The 25,218-nt window shown below is 69.0% G+C and carries 23 protein-coding genes and 1 rRNA gene; 16 read left to right on the plus strand and 8 right to left on the minus strand.

Going from position 1 to position 25,218, the window contains the following annotated elements:
* The first annotated feature begins 157 nt into the window (after positions 1-157).
* The 10 genes from rrf (at position 158) to ABZ845_RS03400 (ending at position 8,677) form a co-directional block, all read left to right on the plus strand.
* Positions 158-274, plus strand: a 5S ribosomal RNA gene (gene rrf, locus ABZ845_RS03355).
* A 72-nt stretch (positions 275-346) separates the two neighbouring features.
* Positions 347-991 (plus strand): HAD family hydrolase, encoded by a 645-nt coding sequence (locus ABZ845_RS03360; RefSeq protein ID WP_360972476.1) that lies wholly within the window; start codon positions 347-349, stop codon positions 989-991.
* 101 nt (positions 992-1,092) lie between these two features.
* Positions 1,093-1,788: a VC0807 family protein gene (locus ABZ845_RS03365; RefSeq protein ID WP_360972478.1), complete on the plus strand. Its 696-nt coding sequence runs from the start codon at positions 1,093-1,095 to the stop codon at positions 1,786-1,788.
* Between the two features lie 92 nt (positions 1,789-1,880).
* Positions 1,881-3,101: an MFS transporter gene (locus ABZ845_RS03370; protein ID WP_360972480.1), complete on the plus strand. Its 1,221-nt coding sequence runs from the start codon at positions 1,881-1,883 to the stop codon at positions 3,099-3,101.
* On the plus strand, positions 3,052-4,224 hold the full coding sequence (locus ABZ845_RS03375) for an acetoin utilization protein AcuC (protein ID WP_360972482.1): 1,173 nt from the start codon (positions 3,052-3,054) through the stop codon (positions 4,222-4,224). Before ABZ845_RS03370 ends, ABZ845_RS03375 begins: the two co-directional genes overlap by 50 nt.
* Before the next feature lie 572 nt (positions 4,225-4,796).
* Positions 4,797-5,612 carry a phosphatase gene (locus ABZ845_RS03380; RefSeq protein ID WP_360972484.1) on the plus strand — a complete coding sequence of 272 codons (816 nt, stop codon included), beginning with the start codon at positions 4,797-4,799 and terminating at the stop codon, positions 5,610-5,612.
* Between the two features lie 129 nt (positions 5,613-5,741).
* Positions 5,742-5,954 carry a helix-turn-helix domain-containing protein gene (locus ABZ845_RS03385; RefSeq protein ID WP_015658719.1) on the plus strand — a complete coding sequence of 71 codons (213 nt, stop codon included), beginning with the start codon at positions 5,742-5,744 and terminating at the stop codon, positions 5,952-5,954.
* Positions 5,955-6,109: 155 nt separating this feature from the next.
* Positions 6,110-6,208, plus strand: a complete 99-nt coding sequence (locus tag ABZ845_RS03390) for an AURKAIP1/COX24 domain-containing protein (protein WP_003948845.1) — start codon at positions 6,110-6,112, stop codon at positions 6,206-6,208.
* Positions 6,209-6,539: 331 nt separating this feature from the next.
* Positions 6,540-7,601 carry an NAD-dependent epimerase/dehydratase family protein gene (locus tag ABZ845_RS03395; protein WP_360972486.1) on the plus strand — a complete coding sequence of 354 codons (1,062 nt, stop codon included), beginning with the start codon at positions 6,540-6,542 and terminating at the stop codon, positions 7,599-7,601.
* A 14-nt stretch (positions 7,602-7,615) separates the two neighbouring features.
* Positions 7,616-8,677: a lysophospholipid acyltransferase family protein gene (locus ABZ845_RS03400; RefSeq protein WP_360972488.1), complete on the plus strand. Its 1,062-nt coding sequence runs from the start codon at positions 7,616-7,618 to the stop codon at positions 8,675-8,677.
* A gap of 91 nt (positions 8,678-8,768) precedes the next feature.
* Here ABZ845_RS03400 and ABZ845_RS03405 read toward each other — a convergent pair whose 3' ends face one another.
* From ABZ845_RS03405 to ABZ845_RS03415, 3 genes are all read right to left on the minus strand, one after another.
* The gene (locus ABZ845_RS03405; protein WP_360972490.1) at positions 8,769-10,013 is read right to left on the minus strand and encodes a DUF5667 domain-containing protein; all 1,245 of its coding nucleotides are present in this window, start codon (positions 10,011-10,013) and stop codon (positions 8,769-8,771) included.
* A 239-nt stretch (positions 10,014-10,252) separates the two neighbouring features.
* Entirely contained in the window at positions 10,253-11,029 is a 777-nt protein-coding gene (locus ABZ845_RS03410; RefSeq protein WP_360972492.1) for an ECF subfamily RNA polymerase sigma factor, BldN family, read from the minus strand.
* Positions 11,030-11,697: 668 nt separating this feature from the next.
* The gene (locus ABZ845_RS03415) at positions 11,698-12,639 is read right to left on the minus strand and encodes an HAD-IB family hydrolase (RefSeq protein ID WP_360972494.1); all 942 of its coding nucleotides are present in this window, start codon (positions 12,637-12,639) and stop codon (positions 11,698-11,700) included.
* Between the two features lie 320 nt (positions 12,640-12,959).
* Here ABZ845_RS03415 and ABZ845_RS03420 point away from each other — a divergent pair, with 320 nt between their 5' ends.
* The 6 genes from ABZ845_RS03420 to hemB all read left to right on the plus strand — a co-directional run bounded on the left by ABZ845_RS03420 (position 12,960) and on the right by hemB (position 20,022).
* Entirely contained in the window at positions 12,960-13,178 is a 219-nt protein-coding gene (locus ABZ845_RS03420; RefSeq protein WP_360973047.1) for a glutaredoxin family protein, read from the plus strand.
* A 335-nt stretch (positions 13,179-13,513) separates the two neighbouring features.
* A complete protein-coding gene (locus tag ABZ845_RS03425; protein WP_360972496.1) occupies positions 13,514-14,269 on the plus strand; it encodes a redox-sensing transcriptional repressor Rex in 756 nt (251 codons plus the stop codon).
* Complete coding sequence (locus ABZ845_RS03430) at positions 14,266-16,170, plus strand: glutamyl-tRNA reductase (RefSeq protein ID WP_360972498.1); 1,905 nt, start codon at positions 14,266-14,268, stop codon at positions 16,168-16,170. Before ABZ845_RS03425 ends, ABZ845_RS03430 begins: the two co-directional genes overlap by 4 nt.
* Positions 16,167-17,198 (plus strand): hydroxymethylbilane synthase, encoded by a 1,032-nt coding sequence (hemC, locus tag ABZ845_RS03435; RefSeq protein WP_360972500.1) that lies wholly within the window; start codon positions 16,167-16,169, stop codon positions 17,196-17,198. The genes ABZ845_RS03430 and hemC overlap by 4 nt, the downstream gene beginning before the upstream one ends.
* Positions 17,195-18,898, plus strand: a complete 1,704-nt coding sequence (locus ABZ845_RS03440) for a uroporphyrinogen-III synthase (RefSeq protein WP_360972502.1) — start codon at positions 17,195-17,197, stop codon at positions 18,896-18,898. The genes hemC and ABZ845_RS03440 overlap by 4 nt, the downstream gene beginning before the upstream one ends.
* A gap of 131 nt (positions 18,899-19,029) precedes the next feature.
* Positions 19,030-20,022 carry a porphobilinogen synthase gene (gene hemB / locus ABZ845_RS03445; protein WP_360972504.1) on the plus strand — a complete coding sequence of 331 codons (993 nt, stop codon included), beginning with the start codon at positions 19,030-19,032 and terminating at the stop codon, positions 20,020-20,022.
* Between the two features lie 102 nt (positions 20,023-20,124).
* Here hemB and ABZ845_RS03450 read toward each other — a convergent pair whose 3' ends face one another.
* From ABZ845_RS03450 to ABZ845_RS03470, 5 genes are all read right to left on the minus strand, one after another.
* Positions 20,125-21,057 (minus strand): aminoglycoside phosphotransferase family protein, encoded by a 933-nt coding sequence (locus tag ABZ845_RS03450; RefSeq protein WP_360972506.1) that lies wholly within the window; start codon positions 21,055-21,057, stop codon positions 20,125-20,127.
* A gap of 76 nt (positions 21,058-21,133) precedes the next feature.
* A complete protein-coding gene (locus tag ABZ845_RS03455) occupies positions 21,134-21,952 on the minus strand; it encodes a DUF4253 domain-containing protein (protein ID WP_360972508.1) in 819 nt (272 codons plus the stop codon).
* A 137-nt stretch (positions 21,953-22,089) separates the two neighbouring features.
* Positions 22,090-22,620, minus strand: coding sequence for a hypothetical protein (locus ABZ845_RS03460; protein WP_360973049.1), 531 nt, complete (start codon positions 22,618-22,620; stop codon positions 22,090-22,092).
* A 23-nt stretch (positions 22,621-22,643) separates the two neighbouring features.
* Positions 22,644-24,452 carry an alpha/beta hydrolase gene (locus tag ABZ845_RS03465; RefSeq protein ID WP_360972510.1) on the minus strand — a complete coding sequence of 603 codons (1,809 nt, stop codon included), beginning with the start codon at positions 24,450-24,452 and terminating at the stop codon, positions 22,644-22,646.
* Positions 24,449-24,934 carry a hypothetical protein gene (locus ABZ845_RS03470; protein WP_360972512.1) on the minus strand — a complete coding sequence of 162 codons (486 nt, stop codon included), beginning with the start codon at positions 24,932-24,934 and terminating at the stop codon, positions 24,449-24,451. The genes ABZ845_RS03465 and ABZ845_RS03470 overlap by 4 nt, the downstream gene beginning before the upstream one ends.
* Between the last annotated feature and the right edge of the window lie 284 nt (positions 24,935-25,218).

Below are 25,218 nucleotides of genomic sequence, written 5' to 3' on the forward strand. Positions count from 1 at the left end.
GTTGATAGGCCAGATCTGGAAGCCCGGTGACGGGTGGAGGTGACTGGTACTAATAGGCCGAGGGCTTGTCCTCAGTTGCTCGCGTCCACTGTGTTGGTTCTGAAACCACGAACAACGCCATGTGCCACACATGGTCCGGTTGTCTGTTTCATAGTGTTTCGGTGGTCATAGCGTGAGGGAAACGCCCGGTTACATACCGAACCCGGAAGCTAAGCCTCACAGCGCCGATGGTACTGCAGGGGGGACCCTGTGGGAGAGTAGGACGCCGCCGAACAAATTTTGAGGGAAACCCCGCACCATACGGTGCGGGGTTTCCTGCGTTGTGGGGTCATCTAGGATCCCACTCATGCGCTACGACCTCGTCATATTCGACAACGACGGTGTGCTCGTCGACAGCGAGCCCATCTCCAACCGGGTGCTGGCCGCCTACCTCACCGAGCTCGGACACCCGACGACGTACGAGGAGTCGATCCGGGACTACATGGGGTCCGCCATGCACCGGATCCATGAACTCATCCAGGAGCGCACGGGTCGGCGGCTGCCCGAGGACTTCGACGACGTCTTCCACGCGCGCGTCTTCGCCGCCTTCGAGCGGGAGTTGAAGCCCGTGGCCGGTGTCGCTGACGTCCTGGAGAAGCTGTCCGCCGACGGAGTCCCGTACTGTGTGGCGTCATCCGGCAGCCATGAGCGGATCCGGGTGGGGCACCGTACGACCGGGCTCGACCGATGGTTCGAAGACGAGCGGATCTTCAGCTCGCAGGACGTAGGGAAGGGCAAGCCGGCACCGGATCTGTTTCTCCACGCGGCGGAGCGGATGGAGGTCGCGCCGGAGCGGTGCGTCGTAGTCGAGGACAGCCCGCTGGGCGTGCAGGCCGCCGTCGCCGCCGGGATGGACGTGTACGGGTTCACCGCGATGACGCCCGCGTCCAGGCTCGCGGGCGCCTCCCAACTGTTCACCGCTATGAGTGGGTTGGTGGACCGTCTGTTCTGACATCGCCCATGGCCGGGGCCACCGGGTGCTGACATTTGTCATGATGAGCTCCGGACGTTCGTTTCTACTGGCGGACCCCCTTCGGCGGCGAAGCTGAGGGCATGACGACGAACACGGTGTCTCAGGGCCGGACCAAGAAGAACGCCTTCGCTCCGCTGATCGTGGATGTGGCCCTTCCCCTCGGGGCGTACTACCTGTGCAAGGACGCCCTCGGGATGAGCACCTTCGCGGCGCTCGCCTGGAGCAGCGTTGTCCCGGCCGTTCGGACCGTCTGGAGCGCGGCGGTGGAGCGGAAGATCAACGCACTCGCCGGCCTCATCCTCGCCGTGAACACCGTCGGACTGCTCCTCGGCTTCGTCTCAGGTGACCCGCGGCTGATGCTCATCAAGGACAGCGCGGTCAGCAGCACGGTGGGTATCGGGATCCTGGTCTCCGTGGCGCTCGGGAAGCCGATGATGACCGAGGGTATGAAGCCCTTCCTGGTGAAGGGCGAGGCTGCCAAGGAGGCCGCGTGGGAGCGGCTGATGGCAGGGTCGCCGTCCTTCCGCCGCTCGGAGCGGCTCTTCTCCCTCGTGTGGGGTGTGGTGCTGCTCGGCGAGTGTGTGGTGCGGATCGTCGGCGCCTACACGCTGCCGGTGGACACGATGGTCTGGCTCGGCACGGTCATCATGATCGGAGCGATGGCGCTCGGGTTCGTGGTCGGCGGTGCCCTCGGCGCAGGTCCCATGCTGGGCCAGCTCGCCGCCGAGCTGAACGTCGCCGACGCCAAGGTGCCCGCCCTCGCGGTCGCCCGGTGAGGCCGGGCCGCCGGTCTCGGCAGCAGAGTTGAGCAGAATTCATCTTCTACTGGATCTACCCAGCAGTAGACCGGGGCCCTACGCTCGCCGCCATGACAGATGTGCTGCGGCGCGGCAGGGCCTCGCTGGCGTTCAGCTTCTTCGCGCAGGGCGCGACCTTTGCCCTGCTGGTGACCCGGATCCCGGCCATCCAGGACCGGTACGGGATATCCGACGCGCTGCTGCCCGTCTTCCTCGCCGCGGTGCCGATCCTGGCGGGCGTCGGCAGCGTCACGACCGAGCAGCTCGTCAAGCGCGTACGCCCCAGTCGGCTGCTGCGCTGGTCGCAGCCCGTCGTCCTGCTCGCCCTCCTAGGGGCGGGAGCCGGGGCGCAGATGATGGGACTCGCCGTCGCGCTGGCCGCGTTCGGACTGACCGTCGGTGCTCTCGACGCCTCCATGAACATGCTGGGAGTGAGCCTCCAGCGCACGTACGGGCGCAGCATCATGCTGGGTTTCCACGCCGCTTACAGCCTCGGCGGGATCGTGGGTGCCTCGCTCGCCTGGGTGGGTGCGCACTGGCATCTGGCGCTGTGGGTGTCGTATCTGCCGGTGGTCGCGGTCCTGCTCCCGGCCACCCTCATAGGCAGCCGGTGGTACGTCGACGGGAGCGCGGCCGTTCCTGGGGCCGAGGAAGCCCAGGGGGCCGAGGCGGGGCCGGTGATATTCCGACTGCTCCTGCCGCTGTGCCTGGTGATGACCTTCGCGTACATCGGGGACTCGACCGTCTCCAACTGGAGCGCCAAGTACCTTCAGGACACTCTCGGCAGCTCGGAGCAGCTCGCCACGGTTCCGTACAACGTCTATATGGTCACCACGCTGCTCGGACGGTCCCTCGGTGACTTCGGTGTACGGCGGTTCGGGGCCGCGGCCGTAGTACGGCTCGGCGCGCTGCTGGCGGCGCTCGGGTTCGCGGTGGTGGCGGGGGCGCCGGAGCCATGGGTCGGGATGCTCGGGTTCACCCTGCTGGGTCTGGGGCTGTGTGTCCTCGTACCGCAGACGTTCGCCGCCGCGGGTCGGCTGTTCCCGGGGTCTTCGGACACGGCCATCGCGCGCCTGAACATCTTCAACTATGTGGGTTTCCTGATCGGTTCGCCGCTCGTGGGCGCGCTCGGGGACGCCTGGAGCTACCGGGGCGCCATGCTGGTGCCGATGGTGTTGGTGCTGGTGACGCTGGTGTATGCCCGTTCGTTCGCGGCCGGAGCCGACCGATACGGTGACGGGCATGAGCGGCCGCGCACAGTTGATGTGGGACGAGGCAGTAACGGGCTATGACTTCGGTTCGGACCATCCGATGGATCCGGTCCGGCTCGCGCTGACCAGGAAACTCGTCGAAGCCTTCGGGCTGGACCGGGACCTTGAGGTGGTCGCGGCGAAACCCGCGGGTGACTCGACGCTGCGGCTGGTGCACCGCGAGGACTACGTCCAGGCCGTGAAGGCGGCGTCCGCGGACCCCGCCTCGGCCGACGGGGCGTACGGGCTCGGGACCGTGGACGATCCCGCGTTCGCCGGGATGCACGAGGTGTCCGCGCTGATCGCGGGCCAGTCGGTGGGGGCGGCGGAGTCGGTGTGGCGGGGGGACGCCCTGCACGCCGTGAACTTCGCGGGCGGGCTGCACCATGCGATGCCGGGCGGAGCCGCGGGGTTCTGCATCTACAACGACGCCGCGCTCGCCATCGCCCGGCTGCTGGAGCTGGGGGCCGAGCGGGTCGCCTATGTCGACGTGGACGTGCACCACGGGGACGGGGTGCAGGCGGCGTTCTGGGACGACCCGCGGGTCCTGACCATCTCGCTGCACGAGGATCCGCGCACGCTTTTCCCGGGGACCGGATGGCCGCAGGAGACGGGCGATCCGGGCGCGGAGGGCAGCGCGGTGAACGTGGCGCTGCCGGCCGGCACGGGGGACGCGGGGTGGCTGCGGGCCTTCCATGCCGTCGTGCCGGAGCTGATCGCCGACTTCCGGCCGCAGGTGCTGGTCACCCAGCACGGGGCCGACACCCACTTCGAGGACCCGCTCGCGCATCTCGCCGTGTCGCTGGACGCGCAGCGGGCCGTGCAACTGGCGTGCCATGAGCTGGCGCACGAGCATGTCGGTGGGCGCTGGGTGGCGCTGGGCGGGGGCGGGTACGCGGTGGTGGAAGTGGTGCCTAGGTCGTGGACGCATCTGGTCGCCATCGCGGCGGGGCGGCCGGTCGAGCCGACGGCGACGATTCCGGAGAGCTGGCGGCAGGAGGTCTACGCGCGGACGCGGCAGTTGGCGCCGGGGCGGATGACGGATGGGCGGTGGCCGGTTCCTTTCCAGGACTGGGAGTCCGGGTACGACCCCGCTGACCGCGGTGATCAGGCGGTGCTCGCTGCGCGCAAGGCGGTGTTTCCCTTGCGGGGGATGCTGGCCTGACGGTGCGCTGACGGGTGCGGGTGCGTTGTGCGTTTTTGCGCAGTTCCCCGCGCCCCTGTCAATCGGTCCGTCGTCGGCCGCGGGCCCGTTGCGGCTTGTCGCGCAGTTCCCCGCGCCCCTACAGGGGCGCATCCCACCGCGTCGTCACCTGCGGGTGACCCGAAAACCACATTCGACAACGCCCCGCGCGAGCGGACAGAAGCGGGAGCGGACAGGGGCGTGGGGAACTGCGCAAATCCCACCCACGTACCCGCAGTCGCCGATGTACGGACGCGAGTGGATCAGGGGCGCGGGGAACTGCGCAAAGAACCCGCCACGTACCCGCAGTCGCCGATGCACGGGCGCGAGTGGATCAGGGGCGCGGGGAACTGCGCAAAGAACCCGCCACGTACCCGCAGTCGCCGACGCACGGGCGCGAGTGGATAGGGGCGCGGGGAACTGCGCAAAACCCGCCACGCACCCGCAGAGGGCAACGCTCCGCGCCCCATCCACCCCCTGGGCGTTACGCCGACTGTGCGGTGTTTTCCGCGTTCCGGGCGCGAGCCCGAGTCGAGTGGGCCAGCATCGCTGTCGTGTTGAGCACCGGAGCCCTGCGCGCGCATCTGCTGGCTGCCCGGCTGGCCGGACCCGTGGCCACGTCGCGCGAGCGCAGCCTGCGCAGTTATCGGCTCTTCGCCGCCCGCGACCCCCGCGCACTGATCGGACTCGATCCCGAATGGACCTGGGGCCAGCGGGATCTGATCGAGCTGATGGCGGACAAGTGTGGGGTTTCGGCCGATCCTCGATGTGTCACCGGGCATGATGTGATCGACCCGGAGCGCACACTGGAAGGCCTGGACGCCTTCGCCGATCGGATCGGCAGAGCCGCCCGCGAGGGTGCGGCGGTCCTCCTCGGCACCGGACATCCGCACAGGCTGCTCGGCTTCTACGCCGCGTTCGCGGACGCCTTGTCGTCAGCGGGATGTACTGTCCTCACCCCGGCGCAGGGTCGCTGTGTCGACATATTGACCCGGTTCGGACTACGCACGTACAACCTCGACTACGTACGAGGAGTCGCTTTCGTGCGGAGCCCGAAGCCCGGTGGAGCCGGTTGTGAGCCCGGCGCACACACGCACTCACCGCTGCCGGTCCGCACCGCGCTGGCCGGTGCCGCGGAGGCCGGCGGCCCGCTGCCGGATCTGGTGATCGGGGACCATGGCTGGGTCTGCGGGGCAGGTCAGCTGGGGTTCGACGCGATCGGTCTGGCCGATACGGACGACCCCGCGCTCTTCGTCGGGGAGGCGGAGGGGCGCGTGTCGGTCGTCGTGCCCCTGGATGACGCTGTGCGGTCTGATTACTACCGACCGCTTACGCGCTATGTACTCAATCGAGCGTGTCTGCCACAGTAGGCCGCCGATGCCATCCCCTCTTCCCCACTCGCATCACCCGCCCCTACATTGGGGAGTGAGCACGCAACGACGAAGAGTCACCGGAAGGGGAAGCCGGTGGCCGTCGAGTGCGGAAGGTTCAGGTGTGTCATGGGTGCAGCTGGCGAGAGGCCTCTGAACGAGGTTCAGTTCCTGACCGTGGCGGAAGTCGCCTCGGTGATGCGCGTGTCGAAGATGACCGTGTACCGGTTGGTGCACAGCGGTCATCTGCCGGCGATCCGGGTGGGGAGGTCCTTCCGGGTGCCGGAGCAGGCGGTTCACGAGTATCTCCGCGAAAGCTATGTGGGGGTGGAGACGGCCTGACGGAGGCCCGGCGGGGTCCTTTCGGACCTCGCCGAGTCACCTCCGGGTCACCTCGATTACGACCTCAGCTCTCGGGCGGGTAGGCTGACCCCTCGTAGGTCGTATGGGCCCATGGCGCCCAGCACCGAGTGATGAGAAGTGAGCGAGGGTAAGTCGTGGGCTCTGTTATCAAGAAGCGGCGTAAGCGGATGGCCAAGAAGAAGCACCGCAAGCTGCTCAAGCGCACTCGCGTTCAGCGTCGTAACAAGAAGTAGGACGCGGCACGGGACGTCGGACGCGGCCCCTTTCGGGGGCTGCCTCTGCTTCTCCGTGCGTGAATGCGTGCTGTGGCCCCCTACCGTCGGTGGGGGGCCATTGCCTTCTCCGGGTGCCTGGCGCCGGTTGTTGGATGCCGGGTGTCTGTACGCCACATGGCGTGGTCTGGCCGTATGTTCGTGGCTGTGGTCACTTCGTGCATCGGGTGGTCATCACAGCGCAACATCGAACCGCTAAGTTGGCCCCTACGGGGAACGCGGCAGTCTGACGGGCAGAGCCACGTCCACTTGTGGACGGGTACTGGACGGGACGGGAAGAGAGGCGCTGATCTTGGGCAAGGTCGTGCTCGTGACCGGGGTGGCCCGCCGCCTCGGTGGCCGGTTCGTACGACGGATCCAGCGTGACCCGGAGGTCGATCGCGTCATCGCGGTGGATGCGGTGCCTCCCGAGCACCATTTGGGCGGTGCCGACTTCATCCGGGCCGACATCCGCCAGCCCGCGATCGCCCGTGTGCTCGCCGAGCACTCCGTGGACACGGTCGTCCACATGGACGTGACGGGCACCCCGCTGGGCAGCGGCAGCAGGGCCACGGTCAAGGAGACCAACGTCATCGGCACCATGCAGTTGCTCGGCGCGTGCCAGAAGTCCCCGACCGTGAAGCGGCTGGTGGTGAAGTCCAGTACGAACGTGTACGGGTCCGCGCCCCGGGATCCGGCCGTCTTCACCGAGACGACCCCGCCCAAGTCCCTGCCGAGCGGCGGCTTCGCGAAGGACACGGTCGAGGTCGAGGGATACGTGCGGGGCTTCGCGCGGCGCCGCCCCGATGTCGCGGTCTGCGTCCTCAGGTTCGCCAACATCCTCGGCCCTGGTGCCGATTCGCCCCTCGCCTCGTACTTCTCGCTGCCGGTGCTCCCCACTGTCTTCGGCTACGACCCACGGCTGCAGTTCGTGCACGAGGACGATGTGATCGAGGTGCTGCGGATCGCCTCGCACGAGCCTCAGCGCGGCACGCTCAACAGCGGCACGTTCAATGTGGCGGGCGACGGGGTGCTGCTGCTGTCGCAGTGCGCGCGGAGACTGGGGCGGCCCACCGCGCCTCTGCTGCTGCCCGCGGTGACCTGGGTCGGCTCCGCGATGCGCACTCTGGGCATGACGGACTTCTCTCCCGAGCAGATCCGGCTGCTCACCCATGGCCGGGTCGTGGAGACTAAGCAGATGCGGGAGACCCTCGGCTACGAGCCGAAGTGCACGACCGCACAGACGTTCGCGGACTTCGCGCGCAGCCGCGGTCCCGGACTGCTGCCGCCGGAGGCCCTCGCGGGGGCCGTCGACCGGATCGCCGCACTGCCCGTTCTGGGCGGTGGTCACCCCCCGACGCCGAGCGCCAACTGAGGAGCGCATCAACGATGGCGGACGCCAAGGTCATTCCGTTCGACGACGACCGGTCCCGCGGGGCTGCCGTGCAGCGGCCACCGCGCCGCCGGAGCGCGGGGAGCAGGCGTAAGAGCGAGCCCGCGGTGGTCCGCGAGGTCCAGCCCCTGCCCGGCCCGGGGATCACGCAGGACGATGGTCCGGTGACACGTGAGACCACGATGCGGGAGGAAGAGACGCCGGCCGGCTCCCCGGAAGGGGGTCTGGAGCAGCGCGTCGCCGCCGGGCTGGCCTTTCTGCGGCGCCGTCTGACGGGCGACTACGAGGTCGACGAGTTCGGGTACGACGAGGAGCTCACCGACCAGGTCCTGATGTCGCTGCTGCGACCGGTGTACGAGAAATACTTCCGGGTCGAGGTGAAGGGCATCGAGAACATCCCGTCGAAGGGCGGGGCGCTGATCGTCGCCAATCATTCCGGCACCCTGCCGATGGACGGCCTGATGATGCAGGTCGCCGTGCACGACAACCATCCCGCGGGCCGCCATCTGCGGCTGCTGGCGGCCGACTTGGTCTTTGTGCTCCCGGTGGTCAACGAACTGGCCCGCAAGGCCGGTCACACCCTGGCCTGCGCGGAGGACGCCCAGCGCCTGCTGGAGCGCGGCGAAGTGGTCGGGGTGATGCCGGAGGGCTTCAAGGGCATCGGCAAGCCGTTCAGCGAGCGTTACAAGCTCCAGCGCTTCGGACGCGGCGGTTTCGTCTCCACGGCCCTGCGCGCCGGGACGCCGATCATTCCCTGCTCGATCGTCGGGGCGGAGGAGATCTACCCGATGATCGGCAACGCGAAGACCCTCGCCCGGCTGCTGGGATTCCCGTATTTCCCGATCACCCCGACGTTTCCCTGGCTGGGCCCGCTGGGAGCGGTCCCGCTGCCGACGAAGTGGACGATCCAGTTCGGCGAGCCGATCCCCACGGACGGCTATCCGCCGGAGGCGGCCGAGGACCCGATGCTGATGTTCAATTTGACGGACCAGGTCAGGGAGCAGATTCAGCACACGCTGTACAAGCTGCTGGTGCAGCGCCGGTCGGTGTTCTTCTGACCCTGCTCTTCTGGCTTTTGACCCACGAGCACGAGCATGAGCACGAATACGAGGTTGGGGCGCCCCGCTGAGCAGGGGCGCCCCAACCTCGTTATTTGTTCTCCTCGCTGTTGATGCCCAGTCCCGGCAGAAGACCCGGCAGCAACGGCGGCAGCGTCACGTTCGGCCCGGAGGACGGGCTCTTGCTCGTGGACGGGGAGCTACTGGCGCTGTCCTTCGGCGGGTCGAGCAGACCGCCCGTACTGCCGCCGAGCAGGCCGTCGTCCTCGCTCTTGGACGTGGACGGCTGGGGTTCGCCGCTCCCGCTGCCGCTCCGGTCGCCGGTGGCGGAGCCGCCGGTGGCGCTGGGAGCGGGTTCGTTCGTGCCCGCGGAGCCGGTGGCGCCAGGAGTGGAACTCGGGGACCGGTCGGAGCCGCTACGGGACGGGGGTCCCGGAAGCAGCGACTGGAGAGGAGCGACCTCCTGGTCTATGGCATTGAAGACCGACGTCACCTGCTGACTGACGTCGCCGAGCTGGACGGGCAGCCGCTCGCGCAGGGTGCCCCATGCCTCGCGGTGGGACTGGGAGAAGGCGGAGAGGGCCTGGATGGGGGCGAGCGAGCCGTTCTGCTCGTATGCCTCGTGCAGCAGGCGGTGGCCTTCGGACGCGTCGTGCTGCACGCCGGACAGGGTGCGGCGGATCTCACCGAGGGACTCGTGGTCGAGGTGACCGCTGCGCCCGCGTTCCATGAGCCGACGGGCCTCGCTCAGCCGGGTCGACGCCTGGTCGAGGTAGATCTGGCCGCGGTCGTCGTCCCCGTCGGCCATGCCGAGCTTGACGTCCTCGATGCCGCGTTTGAGGCCATAGAGCGAGTCACCGGGCAGGGCACTGGAGCTGGCCGCCGCCACCCCGCCGAAGGAGGCCGCCGCCACGCCGACGCTGAGTCCCCCCGCGGCAAGGCTCTTGGTGAGCCGTGTCCGTGGTCGCAGCTTGCCGAGCGGACTCGCACGGTGAGCGCCGCCCCGGGCCCGGTGGGACCGCTGGCCGGGCACCGAGGGGTCCGCTGCCTCGCCCCCTGCGATGGTGCCCTCCTGCAACATGGCCTCCATCGCGGCCACCAGCCGCGCGCGCTGGACGACCTTCACCTCGGGATCGAGCCCTGGCCTCGGCAGTTCGTCGAGCCGGGTCGCCAGGGCCAGCAGAAGGCCCTGCTCGGTCCGTTCCGCGGCAGCCGGGTCCGGATCCGGTCCTCCGGGTCCGGGCTGCTCGGCCGCCGTGCCCCGGTCGTAGGACTGGTCCTCCAGGGCCTGGGCGAAGGCGTTCGCCCGCCGGTGCGCCGATACGTTCGCGATCACTGGCGGCACCTCCTCTCATCATGACGGTCGACTCCCCAGGGGATCCTGAGGGTTGCACTCCTTGACCGCATCCACACGATCGAGTGGCAGGGGTCGGCCAAGGGTGACCACAGGGAGCCTGTATCCCGCACAACGAGCGGCTCGGCACTTGGGTTACGGACGGCGGATGATCGGACCGCAAACTCAACAGTCATGTACGGAAGGTGAGTTGAAGTAGCAGAGAGTGTGCGCCCCGGGGCTCAGCGGGCGTCTTCGGGCAGGAGTCGGGCCAGGGTGCGGACGGCCCGGTACTGCAGGGTCTTGATCGCGCCCTCGTTCTTGCCCATCACCCGGGCGGTCTCCGCGACGGAGAGCCCCTGGAGGAAGCGGAGCGTCACACACTCCTGCTGCTGGGGGTTGAGCCGTCGTACGGCGTCGAGCAGCGCGGCGTTGGAGAGGGACTCCAGGACGGAGTCCTCCGGGGACCGCTCCACCTCGTTGGCGTCGAGCATCTCGCCTGTGGTGACCTCGAGGCGGAAGCGGCTCGACTTGAAGTGGTCGGCGACGAGGTTGCGGGCGATGGTGACGAGCCAGGCGCCGAAGTCGCGGCCCTGCCAGGTGAAGGTGCCGATCCTGCGCAGGGCGCGCAGAAAGGTCTCGCTGGTGAGGTCCTCGGCGGTCGCCCTGCCCCCCACCCGGTAGTAGATGTAGCGGTAGACGGTGTCGCTGTACTGGTCGTACAGGCGTCCGAAGGCGTCGGCCTCGCCGGCCTGGGCGCGCTCGACCAGTTCCATCATGCGGGCGCTGTCACTGTCTGCGGCCGGCCGGCGCGCGGTGGTGGCGGCCGAGCCGGAGCGCCCCCGACGGCCGCCGACCGCGGCGCGACCGTCGGCCAGTGCGTAGCACGGGCCGACGGGGGCGGCGGTGGCGAAGGCGGGGACGTCGTACGCGGTGGGGACGAAGCCGCGCAGCAGGTCGAGGACCGTTGCGCGCAGCGTAGCCAGGCCCGAGGCGTCAACCCCGACATGTGGGTACACGAGACTCCCAGAGGCAGAGCTTCCATCACGTGCAGTGCGGGACCTTTCACCCGTCGTAGCGACGGAGGGGTACCGGTTTGCGTCTGAGGAGAATAACGCTTAGTACAGGCAGCGATACACCCAGTTGCTCAAATCATCGATTACGACGCCTCTATGGTCGATTGATGCTCGCTCAAGTTCCGCAGAGTGACCGATTGTTGAACGGTTCGTTCCGTGTTCCGTTTGGGTGCGGGGCGTGTTGTGGCCGGGTGGGTGCGGGGTGAGTGGTGGGGAGGGGAAGGGGGTAAGACCCGGAGAATGCGGGCGTACTCCGGGCGGGTTACACGCGGGCACACGAACGGCGCGGCGACGATGAGATCCGGCCGCGGGCGCACGCCGGGAGAACACTGCAGACGGTTACGCAGCGTCACATGAAGAGGGCCACCCCCGACAGAGGCCCAACACGACGAACCCGCAGATACCCACGGACGAGCCCCCTTCGACAGGGGCGCGGGGAACTGCGCAAATCCCACGACGGGCCCGCGGCTGCCCACGGGCGAGAGCCCCCTTCGACAGGGGCGCGGGGAACTGCGCAAATCCCACGACGGGCCCGCAGCTGCCCACAGACGGGACCCACCTCGACAGGGGCGCGGGGAACTGCGCAAAAACCCCGCACCCGGCGGCAGCCCTCAGCGTCGGCGGCGATGCAGCGCGATGGCCGCAGCCGTACCCCCCGCCACCGCGCCCACGCCGGCCGCCGCAGGAAGCCCCACCTTCGCCGCCTTGCGCGCCGTACGGTAGTCACGCAGGCGCCAGTCGTGGGTGCGGGCATGCTTGCGCAGCTTGGCGTCGGGGTTGATGGCGTAAGGGTGGCCCACCAGCGACAGCATCGGGATGTCGTTGTGGGAGTCGCTGTACGCCGCGCAGCGCGCGAGGTCCAGGCCCTCCGCCGTCGTGAGGGCGCGCACCGCCTCCGCCTTGGCCGGGCCGTGCAGCGGCTCGCCCACCAGCCTGCCCGTGTACACGCCGTCGACGGACTCCGCGACCGTGCCGAGGGCCCCGGTCAGGCCCAGCCGGCGCGCGATCACCGTGGCGATCTCCACGGGGGCGGCCGTGACCAGCCACACCCGCTGGCCCGCGTCCAGGTGCGCCTGTGCCAGCGCCCGCGTACCCGGCCAGATCCGCTCGGCCATGTACTCGTCGTAGATCTCCTCACCGATCGACATCAGTTCGGAGACACGGTGGCCCTTCACGATCGACAGCGCCGAGTCCCGCGCGTCCTGCATGTGCTCGGGGTCCTCCACCCCGGCCAGCCGGAACCACGCCTGCTGCCAGGCGAACTTCGCCAGGTCGCGCGTCTCGAAGAACTTCCGCTTGTACAGGCCCCGTCCGAAGTGGAACAGCGCGGCGCCCTGCATGACGGTGTTGTCCAGGTCGAAGAACGCCGCGGCCCTGTCGTCGCCGAGGACCGGGAACTCCGGTTCCTGTCCCTGGACGCCGAGGTCCGTGTCGTCGCGCGGGGCGGTGTCCTGCGAGGACTTGCGCGCAGCCTCCGCCGAGGCCTCGCCTGCCAAAACGCTCAGCGCCGTGGCGGAGCGCCTACGGGGAGTGAGCCATCCGAGAGCGGCCATGTCGTGAGCATAGCCAGTCTGTTCGGTGGTTCCGGAGTCGAGAGGTTTGGTGGCTGTGAACTCTCTGCGACCGTGTCGTTAAACAAGCGGTCCGATCGGCGCGCCGTACGGGCGGGGGCCAGTGGTGCCGGGGTATGGCCGCTCGGTCCCCTCCCAGGTCCGGCGGGGTGAGAATGGCCGACATGAGTCCCATCTTCCGCCGCAAGGCGGCCCCGGAAGCCCACGAAACCCACGAAGCCCACGAAGCCCACGAAGCCCGGGGAACCCGGGAGAACTCGGAAGTCCGGGCTGCCCGGAGCCCCCAGGACCGGCTCGTCACCCTGATCCGCAAGCCGGGGTGTCATCTGTGTGATGACGCACAGACGGTCATCCAGAAGGTATGCGGTGAGCTCGGCGTGCCCTGGGAGCAGAAGGACATCACCCAGGACGAGGAGCTCAACCGCCAGTACTGGGAGCAGATCCCGGTCGTGCTGGTCGACGGGGCGCAGCACACGTTCTGGCGGGTGAACGAGGAACGCCTTCGCAAAGCCCTGAGCTGAGCCGTGCGGGCCGGCGGGCCCGCACGGGCGCCCCGCCGAAATCTGACCGACCAGTACAAGTGGCTGGAAAAGTCGCTTAGGATCGTTGGCGAATGCTCGTGGGGGCGGGGATCGTTAGAGGAGAGTGTGCGGCTTTGCCCCCAGAAGAAGAGGAACGGCGGCGCGGGTGCGCCGGTTCCCGATCAGCGCGACGGGGGTGCGTGACCCCGGTCACGTTGGCCGGGCAAATCGGACACAATCTTTGTGCACGCGTTCACAAAGACATAGCCTGCATTCGACGGGGCGGTCTGGGGACGTGTGACCGCCTGCAGCCCCGCTCTACCCGCAGGAGCACCGTGGCAACTGGCCGAACTCACCGACCGGCGACCCGCAGCCGAGGGATTCCCGAGGCCACCGTCGCCCGGCTTCCGCTGTACCTCCGAGCCCTGACCGCACTGTCGGAGCGCTCGGTGCCCACGGTCTCCTCCGAGGAGCTGGCCGCCGCCGCGGGGGTCAACTCCGCCAAGCTGCGCAAGGACTTCTCCTACCTCGGCTCCTACGGGACGCGGGGCGTGGGCTACGACGTCGAGTATCTCGTGTACCAGATCTCCCGTGAACTGGGCCTCACCCAGGACTGGCCGGTTGTGATCGTCGGTATCGGTAACCTCGGCGCGGCGCTGGCCAACTACGGCGGGTTCGCTTCCCGTGGCTTCAGGGTCGCGGCGCTCATCGACGCCGATCCGGCAATGGCCGGAAAGCCGGTGGCCGGCATCCCCGTCCAGCACACCGATGACCTGGAAAAGATCATCGAGGAGAACGGCGTCTCCATCGGCGTCATCGCCACTCCGGCCGGTGCGGCGCAGCAGGTCTGCGAACGTCTCGTGGCCGCGGGCGTGACCTCCATCCTCAACTTCGCGCCGACCGTGCTGTCCGTCCCGGACGGTGTCGACGTGCGCAAGGTGGATCTCTCCATCGAGCTGCAGATCCTCGCCTTCCACGAGCAGCGCAAGGCCGTGGAGGAAGCCCTGCCCGACGGCATGCCGGCCGCCGCGACGACCACGGAGTCCGACCAGGGGCCCGACGGGGACCTTCCCGCCGTGATGCCGGCATGAGTCTTCTCGTCGTAGGGCTGAGCCATCGCAGCGCTCCCGTCAGCATCCTGGAGCGGGCCGCGCTGGCCGGGGACGCCCAGGGCAAGCTGCTCCAGGACACGGTGGCCGCCGAACCGACCGCCGAGGCCGCGCTGCTCGCCACCTGCAACCGCATCGAGCTGTACGCCGACGTCGACAAGTTCCACGCGGGCGTGGCCGATCTGTCCACCCTCCTCGCCCAGCACAGCGGGGTCGGCCTGGACGAGCTGACCCCCTACCTCTACGTGCACTACGAGGACCGGGCCGTCCACCACCTGTTCTCGGTGGCCTGCGGTCTGGACTCCATGGTCGTCGGCGAGGGACAGATCCTCGGCCAGATCAAGGACTCCCTGGCCACCTCGCAGGAGCAGCACACCGCCGGACGCCTGCTGAACGAGCTGTTCCAGCAGTCGCTGCGGGTCGGCAAGCGCGCCCACTCGGAGACGGGCATCGACCGCGCCGGGCAGTCGCTCGTCACGTTCGGCCTGGAGCAGCTGACGGACGGCGCACCGGTCGAGACCTGGGCCGCGGGCAAGCGCGCCCTGGTGATCGGCGCCGGTTCCATGTCCTCCCTGGCCGCCGCGACCCTCGCGCGCGCCGGAGTCGCCGAGGTCGTGATCGCCAACCGCACGCCGGAGCGTGCCGAGCGTCTCGCGCAGATCCTCAACGAGAACGAGAACGACAACGCGGGTGACGGCGACGGCACGGACGTGCTGGCGCGTGCGGTACCGATGGAGACGGTGCCGGACGAGCTGACACGTGCCGACGTCGTGGTCTCCTGCACGGGTGCGACCGGCCTCGTCCTGAACGCCCAGGCGGTCGCGAAGGCGATCGAGGGACGCGTGGGCGAGCCCCTCGCCTCCACGGCCGCTCACGCCGCGAACGCTTCCGCCGCGACCGCCGCGCCCGCTGAGACCGTACGCATCCCCGAGACCCGTACGCCCGACGCATCGATGGCGGAGGCGGCCGACTCGGCCGACGCGATGGACACGATCGTCGCCGCGCGGGACGAGTCGGCGCCCACCGGCCTCGGCACCGAGGACGACTGCCCGCTCGACCTGTCGGCCGTGCAGGGTGCCACGGGCTTCTCCGTGCTGGGCGAGTCGGCCGTCGCCGGGATGGCCGCCGCCGAACTGGAGCAGCACGCGGCCTGGGTGGACAAGGGCGACAAGGAGCGCAGCGGCCGTCCGGCGGGCAGCGCCGTACTCGACCCCGAGGCGGAGGCCGAGGTCATCACCGCGCTGGCCGTGACCGCGGCCACCGTCGGACGGATTCCCGAGCGCCGCCGCCCCGAACCGGTCGTGCCGGCCCCCCGCCCCGCGCCCGTGCTGTCGATCCTCGACCTCGCGATGCCGAGGGACGTGGACGCCGCCGTGCACCGGCTGCCCGGGGTGCGGCTGGTAGACATCGAGTCGCTTGCCGAGGCCTCCGCCGACGCGCCCATGGCCTCGGACGTCGACCAGGTGCGGCGGATCGTTTCCGACGAGGTCTCCGCGTTCGGCGCCGCCCAGCGCGCGGCGCACATCACGCCGACCGTCGTGGCCCTGCGCACGATGGCCGCCGATGTGGTGGCGAGCGAGATCGCCCGCCTGGAGGGGCGGCTGCCCGGCCTGGACGACAAGCACCGCGCGGAGATCACGCAGACCGTGCGGCGGGTCGTGGACAAGCTGCTGCACGCGCCGACCGTACGGATCAAGCAGCTGGCCGCCGAGCCCGGCGGAGCCGGGTACGCGGACGCGCTGCGCACCCTGTTCGACCTCGACCCCGAGACGGTCGCCTCCGTCTCCCGCGCCGGGGACAGCAAGAACGCGGACAGCAAGAACACCGAGAACGCGGACAACACCGCGAACGGCGAGAACGCCGAGAACCGAGGGCGAGCATGAGTGAGCCACGAGAGCCGAAGGGGAGCGCACCCCGTCAAGAAGGGGCACTGAGGCTCGGAACCAGGCGCAGCAAGCTGGCCATGGCCCAGTCCGGGCAGGTCGCCGAGGCCGTGAGCCGGGTGACGGGTCGGCCCGTGGAGCTCGTGGAGATCACGACGTACGGTGACACCTCCCGCGAGCACCTCGCCCAGATCGGCGGCACGGGTGTGTTCGTGACCGCGCTGCGCGACGCGCTCCTGCGGGGCGAGGTCGACTTCGCGGTGCACTCCCTCAAGGACCTGCCGACCGCGCAGCCCGAAGAGCTGGTGCTGGCCGCCATCCCCGTGCGCGAGGACCCGCGGGACGTGATCGTCGCGCGTGACGCCCTGAAGTTCGCCGACCTGCCGCGCGGCGCACGCGTCGGCACCGGTTCGCCGCGCCGCATGGCGCAGCTGAACGCGTACGCGCGCAGCCACGGCCTCGACATAGAGACGGTCGCGATCCGCGGCAACGTCGACACGCGGATCGGATATGTCCGCGACGGCGAGCTGGACGCGGTCGTCCTCGCCGCCGCCGGACTGAACCGCATCGGCCGGATCGACGAGGTGACCGACTTCCTGTCGGTCGACATGGTTTTGCCCGCCCCCGGCCAGGGGGCACTGGCGATCGAGTGCGCCGCGGACAACGCGGAGCTTGTCGCCGCGCTCGCCGAGCTCGACGACCCGCACACGCGGGCCGCCGTGACCGCCGAGCGGTCCCTGCTCGCCGCCCTGGAGGCCGGTTGCAGCGCCCCCGTGGGCGCGCTGGCCGACCTTCCCCCACTCTCGGCTCCGCTCGAGCGGGGGGACTCCCAGGCCGACGGGCAGATTGTCAAGGAGATGCGCCTGCGTGGCGTCGTCGGTACGGCCGACGGCCACACGCTGGTGCAGCTGTCCACCACCGGTCCCGTGCCCGGGACGCACGAGCAGGCAGTAGCGCTCGGCCGCGAACTCGCCGCCGAGATGCTTGCCAAGGGCGCGGCCGGTCTGATGGGGGAGCGAGCACATTGAGCCCCACCACCCTTCCCGCCGGCCTTGAACACGGGCACGTCACCTTCCTCGGTGCCGGACCCGGGGATCCGGGGCTTCTTACCCTGCGCGCCGTGGAGGCGCTGGCGAACGCGGATGTCGTCGTCGGCGAACACGACGTGCTCGACGTGGTGCGCGCGCACACACGAGCGGGCGTCGCATGGATGAGCACCGACCCGGACCCCTCCACGGGTACGTATCCGGGCGTGGGCACACCTCAGCTGACGGTCGTTGACAGTGAGTCAACAACCGTTGGTGTCCCTGCGTTGAGGGATGTCACACATCTTGTCATGGAGGCTGTGAGGGGCGGCAAGCGGGTCGTCCGTGCCGTCCCCGGGGACCCCGGGCTCGATGCGCACGCGGCCGAGGAGATGCTGGCCTGCGCCGCCGAGGGCGTGCCCTTCGAGGTCGTTCCTGGCGTCGCCACCGCGGTGGGCGTGCCCGCGTACGCGGGTGTGCCGCTGCGGGACGCACAGGGCGTGGACGTGCGGTTCGTCGACGCGCGGACCGCTTCGGACCGCTGCTGGACCGAGGTCGGCGCATCCGACGGCACCGTCGTCGTCTCCACCACCCTGGACTCGGTGGCCGCCGCCGCCGGGGAGCTGGTGGCGGCGGGCCGTAAGCCCGACACCCCGCTGACGGTGACCGTCGCCGGTACGACGACCCGGCAGCGCACCTGGTCCGCGACGCTCGGCTCGATCGCGCAGACGCTGAAGCAGGCCAAGGTGCTGCCGTCGCCGGAGGGCGGTCGGCCGGTGATAGCCGTGGTCGGTGAGCGCTCCGCCGCCGCTCAGCGCGACCAGCTGTCGTGGTTCGAGAACAAGCCGCTGTTCGGCTGGAAGGTTCTCGTCCCGCGTACGAAGGAGCAGGCGGCGTCGCTCTCCGACCAGCTGCGGTCGTACGGGGCCGTGCCGCACGAGGTGCCGACGATCGCCGTCGAGCCGCCGCGCACGCCCCAGCAGATGGAGCGTGCGGTCAAGGGCCTGGTGACGGGCCGTTACGAGTGGATCGCGTTCACGTCGGTCAACGCGGTGAAGGCGGTCCGGGAGAAGTTCGAGGAGTACGGGCTCGACGCGCGGGCCTTCGCGGGCATCAAGGTGGCCGCGGTGGGCGAGCAGACGGCCCGGGCGCTGGTGGAGTTCGGTGTGAAGCCGGACCTGGTCCCGTCGGGCGAGCAGTCCGCGGCGGGCCTGCTGGAGGACTGGCCGCCGTACGACCCGGTGTTCGATCCGATCGACCGTGTGTTCCTGCCGCGTGCCGACATCGCCACGGAGACCCTGGTGGCCGGGCTGATCGAGCTGGGCTGGGAGGTGGACGACGTCACGGCGTACCGGACGGTCCGCGCCTCGCCCCCGCCGGCCGAGACCCGTGAGGCGATCAAGGGCGGCGGCTTCGACGCGGTCCTGTTCACGTCCTCGTCAACGGTCCGGAACCTGGTGGGTATCGCGGGCAAGCCGCACAACGTGACGGTGATCGCCTGTATCGGCCCCGCCACGGCGAAGACGGCGGAGGAGCACGGTCTGCGCGTGGACGTCATGGCGCCCGAGCCGTCCGTCCACAAGCTGGCGGAGGCGCTCGCCGACTTCGGCCTCAAGCGCCGTGCCACGGCCCTGGCGGCCGGGGACCCGGTGACGCGGCCCAGCGAGCGGCGTCCGGGGGCGCGCAGGCGGCGTACGACCTGACGCTGACGAGCGGTACGAGCGGAGGGGTGCCCCGGGCTTCGGGGCACCCCTCCGCTCGTACCGTCCGGGGACCCGGTGGCCCGACGGTCCGTCGGCAAAAGGACCCCCGGGGCGGGCGTAGCGTAGGGAGCATGACGAAGTACGGTTCCTTCCCCGGTACGCGTCCCCGTCGGCTGCGCACCACGCCCGCCATGCGCCGTATGGTCGCCGAGACCCGGCTGCACCCCGCCGACTTCATCCTCCCCGCGTTCGTGCGGGAGGGCGTCAGCGAGCCCGTGCCGATCACCGCGATGCCCGGTGTCGTGCAGCACACCCGCGACAGCCTGAAGAAGGCGGCCGTGGAGGCGGTGGAGGCGGGGGTCTCCGGGATCATGCTCTTCGGCGTGCCGGAGGAGTCCAAGAAGGACGCCGTCGGGACGCCGGGCACCGACCCGGACGGGATCCTCCAGGTGGCCATCCGCGATGTGCGTGCCGAGGTCGGCGACGACCTCCTCGTCATGTCCGACCTGTGCCTGGACGAGACCACCGACCACGGCCACTGCGGAGTGCTGGACGCGAAGGGGCGCGTCGACAACGACGCCACCCTGGAGCGGTACGCGGAGATGGCCCAGGTGCAGGCCGACGCGGGCGCGCATGTCGTCGGGCCCAGCGGCATGATGGACGGCCAGATCGGCGTCGTCCGTGACGCGCTCGACCAGATCGGGCGCGAGGACGTCGCGATCCTCGCCTACACCGCGAAGTACTCGTCCGCGTTCTACGGTCCGTTCCGGGAGGCCGTCGCTTCGTCGCTCCAGGGCGACCGCAAGGCGTACCAGCAGGACCCCGCCAACTGGCGCGAGTCCCTGCGGGAGCTGGCCCTGGACCTTCAGGAGGGCGCCGACATGGTGATGGTCAAGCCGGCCGGGCCCTACCTGGACATTCTCGCGAGGGTCGCGGACGCGGTGGACGTGCCCGTGGCGGCGTACCAGATCTCCGGCGAATACTCGATGATCGAGGCCGCGGCGGAGAAGGGCTGGGTCGACCGCGACCGGGCGATCTTCGAAACCCTGACGGGCATCAAGCGGGCGGGGGCTCGCAACATCCTCACGTACTGGGCGACGGAGGCCGCGCAGAAGCTGGGGTAGCGCTGCGGCTGGGGCGCGGTTCCCCGAGGGCGCGCGGGGGACTGACGCCCGCGTGGCGGGGCCGCATATCGATACGGCCCCGCGCCCCGGGCTGCCGTGTCCCTAACCCTTCGTGCTGAACCAGAGCTCCGCCAGGGCGTCCAGGTGGGGTTCGGGCGGGGTGGGGAGGTCGTGGAGGTAGAGGGGGAGGTCGCTGTACACGTGGAGAAGCGTGTACGCGAGGAGCTGGTACGGGTCGTGGGGGTCACGGCCGTAGGCCTCGTAGAAGCGGCGGAGCTGACGGGGGTCGGCGCGGGTGACGAACAGGCCCACGCTCACGAAGTCGTACGCCGGGTCGCCGATCATCGCCGGTTCGAAGTCGAACAGCCCGGTCAGACGGCGTCCGTCGCGCATGTCGATGGTCAGGTGCTCGCGCATGAACTCGGTGTGCAGCAGAGCCGTTTCGCCGGACGCCGGCAGCGGTACCGAGGCCAGGAAGGCGGGGATGCGGCTCAGCCAGGGCTCGGGCACCCCGCCCGCGGCGTGGAACTGGAGTGCCTGGGCGCGCTGACGGTCCAGGAAGGCACCCCAGTCCGAGGGGCCCGCGATGTCGGACAGCGGCTTGAAGTCCATCGCGTGCAGCGCGGCCAGTGCCTCGGCCGACTCCGTCACGATGCGGTCCCGCTCCACCGCCGTGAGCCGAGGCCATGCCTCGGCCACGCTCAGGCCGGGCAGCCTGGACATCAGGATGAAACGCCAGCCGTTGCCGCACTCGTCCGTGGCGTGCAATCGCGGTGTGGGCAGCGGAAGCTGTCCCCATAGGTGGGCCAACACCCGCGCTTCTCTGATGGCTTCCGTCATCTCGATGCGCGGGTACAGCTTCAGAACCAGGTCCCCGCCCACCGCGTAGACGGGCAGGGTCCCTTCGTCGAAACGGCGCACCGGGAGCCCTACGAGCCCCAGTTGGTCGCATATGTCGAGTACGGCCGGGCGCAGTACCGCCTCGTCCGAGACCATTGCGTCCAACTCGTCGATCGTGTCCACGCTCGGCAGCATGCGCCGCATGCTAGGGGGCCGCGGTGCCGTCCGGAGGGCGAAACCGGTGAGTTCACCGGAACGGTGCTCCTGCGGGTCAGTCCCACCAGAAGGACCAGACGCGTTGCCCCAGGACCTCCTTCTCGGCGTACTCACGCAGGGTCTCGTGGTGCCCCTGGACGATGTTGTCCGGGCAGAACGCGAAGTGCTCGGCGGCCACCGCTTCCGCCTCGTCGGGGGTGGTCGGCGGTGCCGCGACCGAGAGGACCAGCCGGTCGAAGGTGAGCGCGACGACCCGTATGCCGAAGCGGTCCTCCCAGGAGCGGAGCACCGAGCAGAGGACGGCCGTGTCGTTCTCGTAGTTCAGCGGTCCGCCCCAGCCGATCGCCGCCGGGATGTCGGCGGAGCGCCGGGCCGGCACCAGGGCCAGGCGCGGCTCCTTGAACCAGGACCCCTCGTCCAGCAGGCCGTCCACGACCTCGGCGGCACGGGTGTCGGGCTCCGCCTCCAGCTTGGGCGCGGCGGCGAGACCCGGCCAGTCGGGACCGTACGGTGCGAGCGTCTCGTCCCGCTCGTCGTCGGAGGCCTCCTCCTCCCAGAACTCGGCGAGCACCTCGTGCGCGTCGTGGTCCCCCGGGTACGACATGGCGTCCGGCATCAACTGCCAGTCCTCCGGGCCGCCTTCACTCCCGCCCACGTCGAGGAGCACAGGAAGGAGCCCGACCCGCGCGCCACGCGACCCCAGCCGCGCCCAGTTGCCGGACGACGCCGTACGCCCGGCATGCCACAGCAGCGGCTCGTGCCACGGACCCTCGTCCGTGGTGTCGATCAGTCTCCCGGGCGGAAGTTCGAGCCCGAGCCCGCGCCCGCTCGGATCGGCCGCCAACTTGGGCAGCGGATTGGGAAGTGTCGCCATGTCAGGGACTGTAGGCGCCCCCACTGACAGCGGACTCGGCGGGGCGCCTGCGGACCGCACGGGGAGCCGGCCGGACGCCGCTGTCGGCTGCGGCCGTGCCCGATCTCCACGGGCTCTGCGAGCGGAGAGCGTCCGGATCAGTGTGAGACGGGAGTTTCAGCCGACCAGAAGTCGGAGTGGACGTTCGGTGCGGGGGCGAATGTGCGCTTCGAGTAGTCCGGGCCACTGGACAATTTGGCCGGTGGAGCAACGGGGGATTTTTCGACGCACGGGGTGGTGACTCCGAAGTCCGCCTGACCGTTCGTCACGATCGTGACCTCGAGTTGGAAGTTGTCCGGGGTCAAGAAGAAGGCCGAAAGTTTGTCCTCGCTGACGCCGACAAGTTTGTAACCTTTGTTCTTCCAGTGCCGTTCCACCAGACCGAGGAAGCTGCCTCGCCGCTGCGGCGAGATGATCGTCATGACCGAACGCGACCGGTCTACATAGCAGCCCCCAGGCATGTCGTACGTATAAGTCCATTCCACGGGGGGCTTGATGGCGGAGAACGTGTCATCGAGGATGTGATCCGCTCGTTCTGCGGCCTCTTGCATGTTCATGCTCGCGCCCTGTTCTTTGTCGGGTGATGCGGGACCGACTATCCCGCATCCGGTGGCCAGCAGGGAAAGCATGGCCACTGTCAGTAGTTTGCTTTTCAACGCGGCGCCGTCCTTATTACCTTTTCTGTATGGCCGGACACGATGGCTGCGATGTTCTTGGCCGAGATTCGATCCTTGTCCGGTGAGAAATAGTGACTGTGGGCCGAGACATCCGGACTGGTGAGCGAGTCGTGAAACAGCCCCGGTCCGGGCATGGTGACGAATCTGTTGGCCCCGAACGCCTTGCTCGCCGGATCCGTGCCGAACCAGAGTTGGTCGCTGTGCGGGTCGGCGATCTTGTCTCCGATCATGATACCGAGTGGCCCAGCCGGCGCTCCTATGAGTCCATACTCGGCTTCTTTGGGTGAAGGGAGATGGGTGACGATGTCGTTGGCAGCCGCTCCCACCCAGACGTGGTTCTTTCCCACGCCCAGGTCTTCCGCCTTGTCGACGCCGGTGCCGGGGCTGCCGACGAGGATAATGTCATCGGCTCCGGGAATCCCCCCTGGCGCCTGCGTGGCGGCCCCTACCAGTCGGGAACCATATGAATGCCCGATTGCGGTGATATGGGGATCAGGGTTCTCGTTGGTGGCCGAAATTCCACTCATGAAGCTGTCGTATGCGGGGGCCCCGCGTTCGGCGTCGCCCGCGCTCATTACGTCGGCCGACTGCGGGGCGTCATAGCCGAGCCAGACAATGGAAGCCGTCGAGGGGTCTAATTTCCCGGCCCCCTTGGCTGTCTCGAAGGCTCGCTTCACGTCGCCGTCGGCGAAGTCGCCATCCAGTTTGGTGCCCAGTCCCGGTACATAGGCCGACACGTTCCGCGCGGTGTCAGGATTCCCGTAGGAGACGATTGCCCGCCCGTTCCCTTCGAGGCCGACCCCCAGGAGGTACATCGGCGGCTGACTTCCCGCGTCGAGCTTGTTCTGGATGCCTTGCAGCCCGGCCAGCTTGTCCACGGACGCGGCGTCGCGCTTGCCCTCCAACTGTGCGATGAGAAGGGGGAGGTTGGCACGGTTCACTTCGTTTCGGTCAGCGGACGGAACGCCGTCCAGGTTTCCGATGACGTCGGGGAACGCCTCCTTGTACTCCGCGCGCTGCTCGTCGCTGAGGCTCACCCACCAGTCGTGGCGTTCGGCGGCGGACTTGTCCAGCGGCATGTGCTCTGCGAGGTACGGCTTCGCGGCAGTTTCCACGGTTTGGGCGTCGGAGGCCGCGTCGGCCCATACCTTGGACGTGACGTTCAGACTTGTCGGTGCCTGGAGCTTCTCCAGCGCCGCGCTGTACCGATCGTCGATCTCTCCGGCTTCCTGGCACGCGTAGGCTATGTCGTCGGCTATTTCCAGGGCTTTGGGTTCGTTCGGGTTGGCTTTCCCTGCCTGGGCGGCGGAGGCCGTCGCGGCGATCGTGGTCGTGCGGATGGCCGAGAAAAATCCGGTTTCTCCCGTGACCGTGCCGCCGGGGAACGGCCGGCCGGTTTGTGCGTCCTTACCGCCCGCGGGATAGGTGACGGCACCGTTGGCCGTGTTGATGGTGCACCCCAGCAGGTTCGCTTCGTTGAGGGCATTTTTCAGTCGCTGCTGGGGGGCGGTGATCTCGGACGCGAATCCGTCGAGGGCTCCGGTGATCAGGCCGCATTCGACCTGGATGTAGTGAAAGTTTTCCGAAAGCTTCCGCAGCTGCCTCAGTGCGGCGTCCGCGGCCTCACCCGCATTGGCCTGACTCAGGGTCTTGGTGATCTGGTTGTTGATGCGGTCCTTGGCCGAATCGGCCATGTTTTTCGCCGCGCGGTACCCGTCTGCGGTGGTCGTGTAGTCGGCCGGTACGATGCCTAAAAGCGTAGAGAGTTCCATGTCTGCGATCACCCGTCGTTGAGATCGTCGGAGCCGATCGCCTTGTCGTAGTAATCAGCGTTCACTTGAACGATCCCGGCTTTGATGTCCCCGTCGGTCCGTAACTGACCCTTGCCTACCTCTTCCATGACGTCTGCGAGGCCGTGGCACACGCTGGACACGGTGTCGAGGTAGCCCATCCAGGAGGCATGGACAGTGTCCTCGGTCAAAGCGGTCTGACAGCCGAATTGGCCATTCTGGAGCTGCTTCTCATATCCCGTCCGACTCAGATCCATCGGCCCTCTGGACACCTTGTAGATGTTGTCCCCCAACCCGCCGACAGCTGCTCCGGCGCTGCTCCATGCCGCCTTGTCCGACCTCAGGGTGCCGCTGCCGCCGGAAGCGGAAGCCGTGCTCGGGCCCGCGACGCCGTCAGGTAGATGGTTCAGTTGCATCTGTGCACTGTGGCGATCCGCCACCGCCACCTTGATCTGTTCCCATTCGTCCCACGCCATGTGTGGTCCCCCGTTCGCACCTCGTCGCATCCCGGCGAGACGTAGTCCCTTGTGGCACAGCGTTGATGACTGCTCGTCAGGCCGATTGAACTACGGAGGCACTGTAATCCGTTCGTGGCATGTCCACATCCGTACTGTTCACCGCTGTGTCTGAGTACCCGTACTCAGACACAGCCGGTACGAGGGCAGGAGCCGAGACAGACGCCGGTTACGTCGGCACAGGAGCGCAAACGAAAGAGGGACCCTCCGACAAGACGTCGAGAGCCCCTCTTCCTCGTTACTTC

The organism is Streptomyces sp. NPDC047022 (assembly GCF_040644155.1).
Classification (GTDB): Bacteria; Actinomycetota; Actinomycetes; order Streptomycetales; family Streptomycetaceae; genus Streptomyces.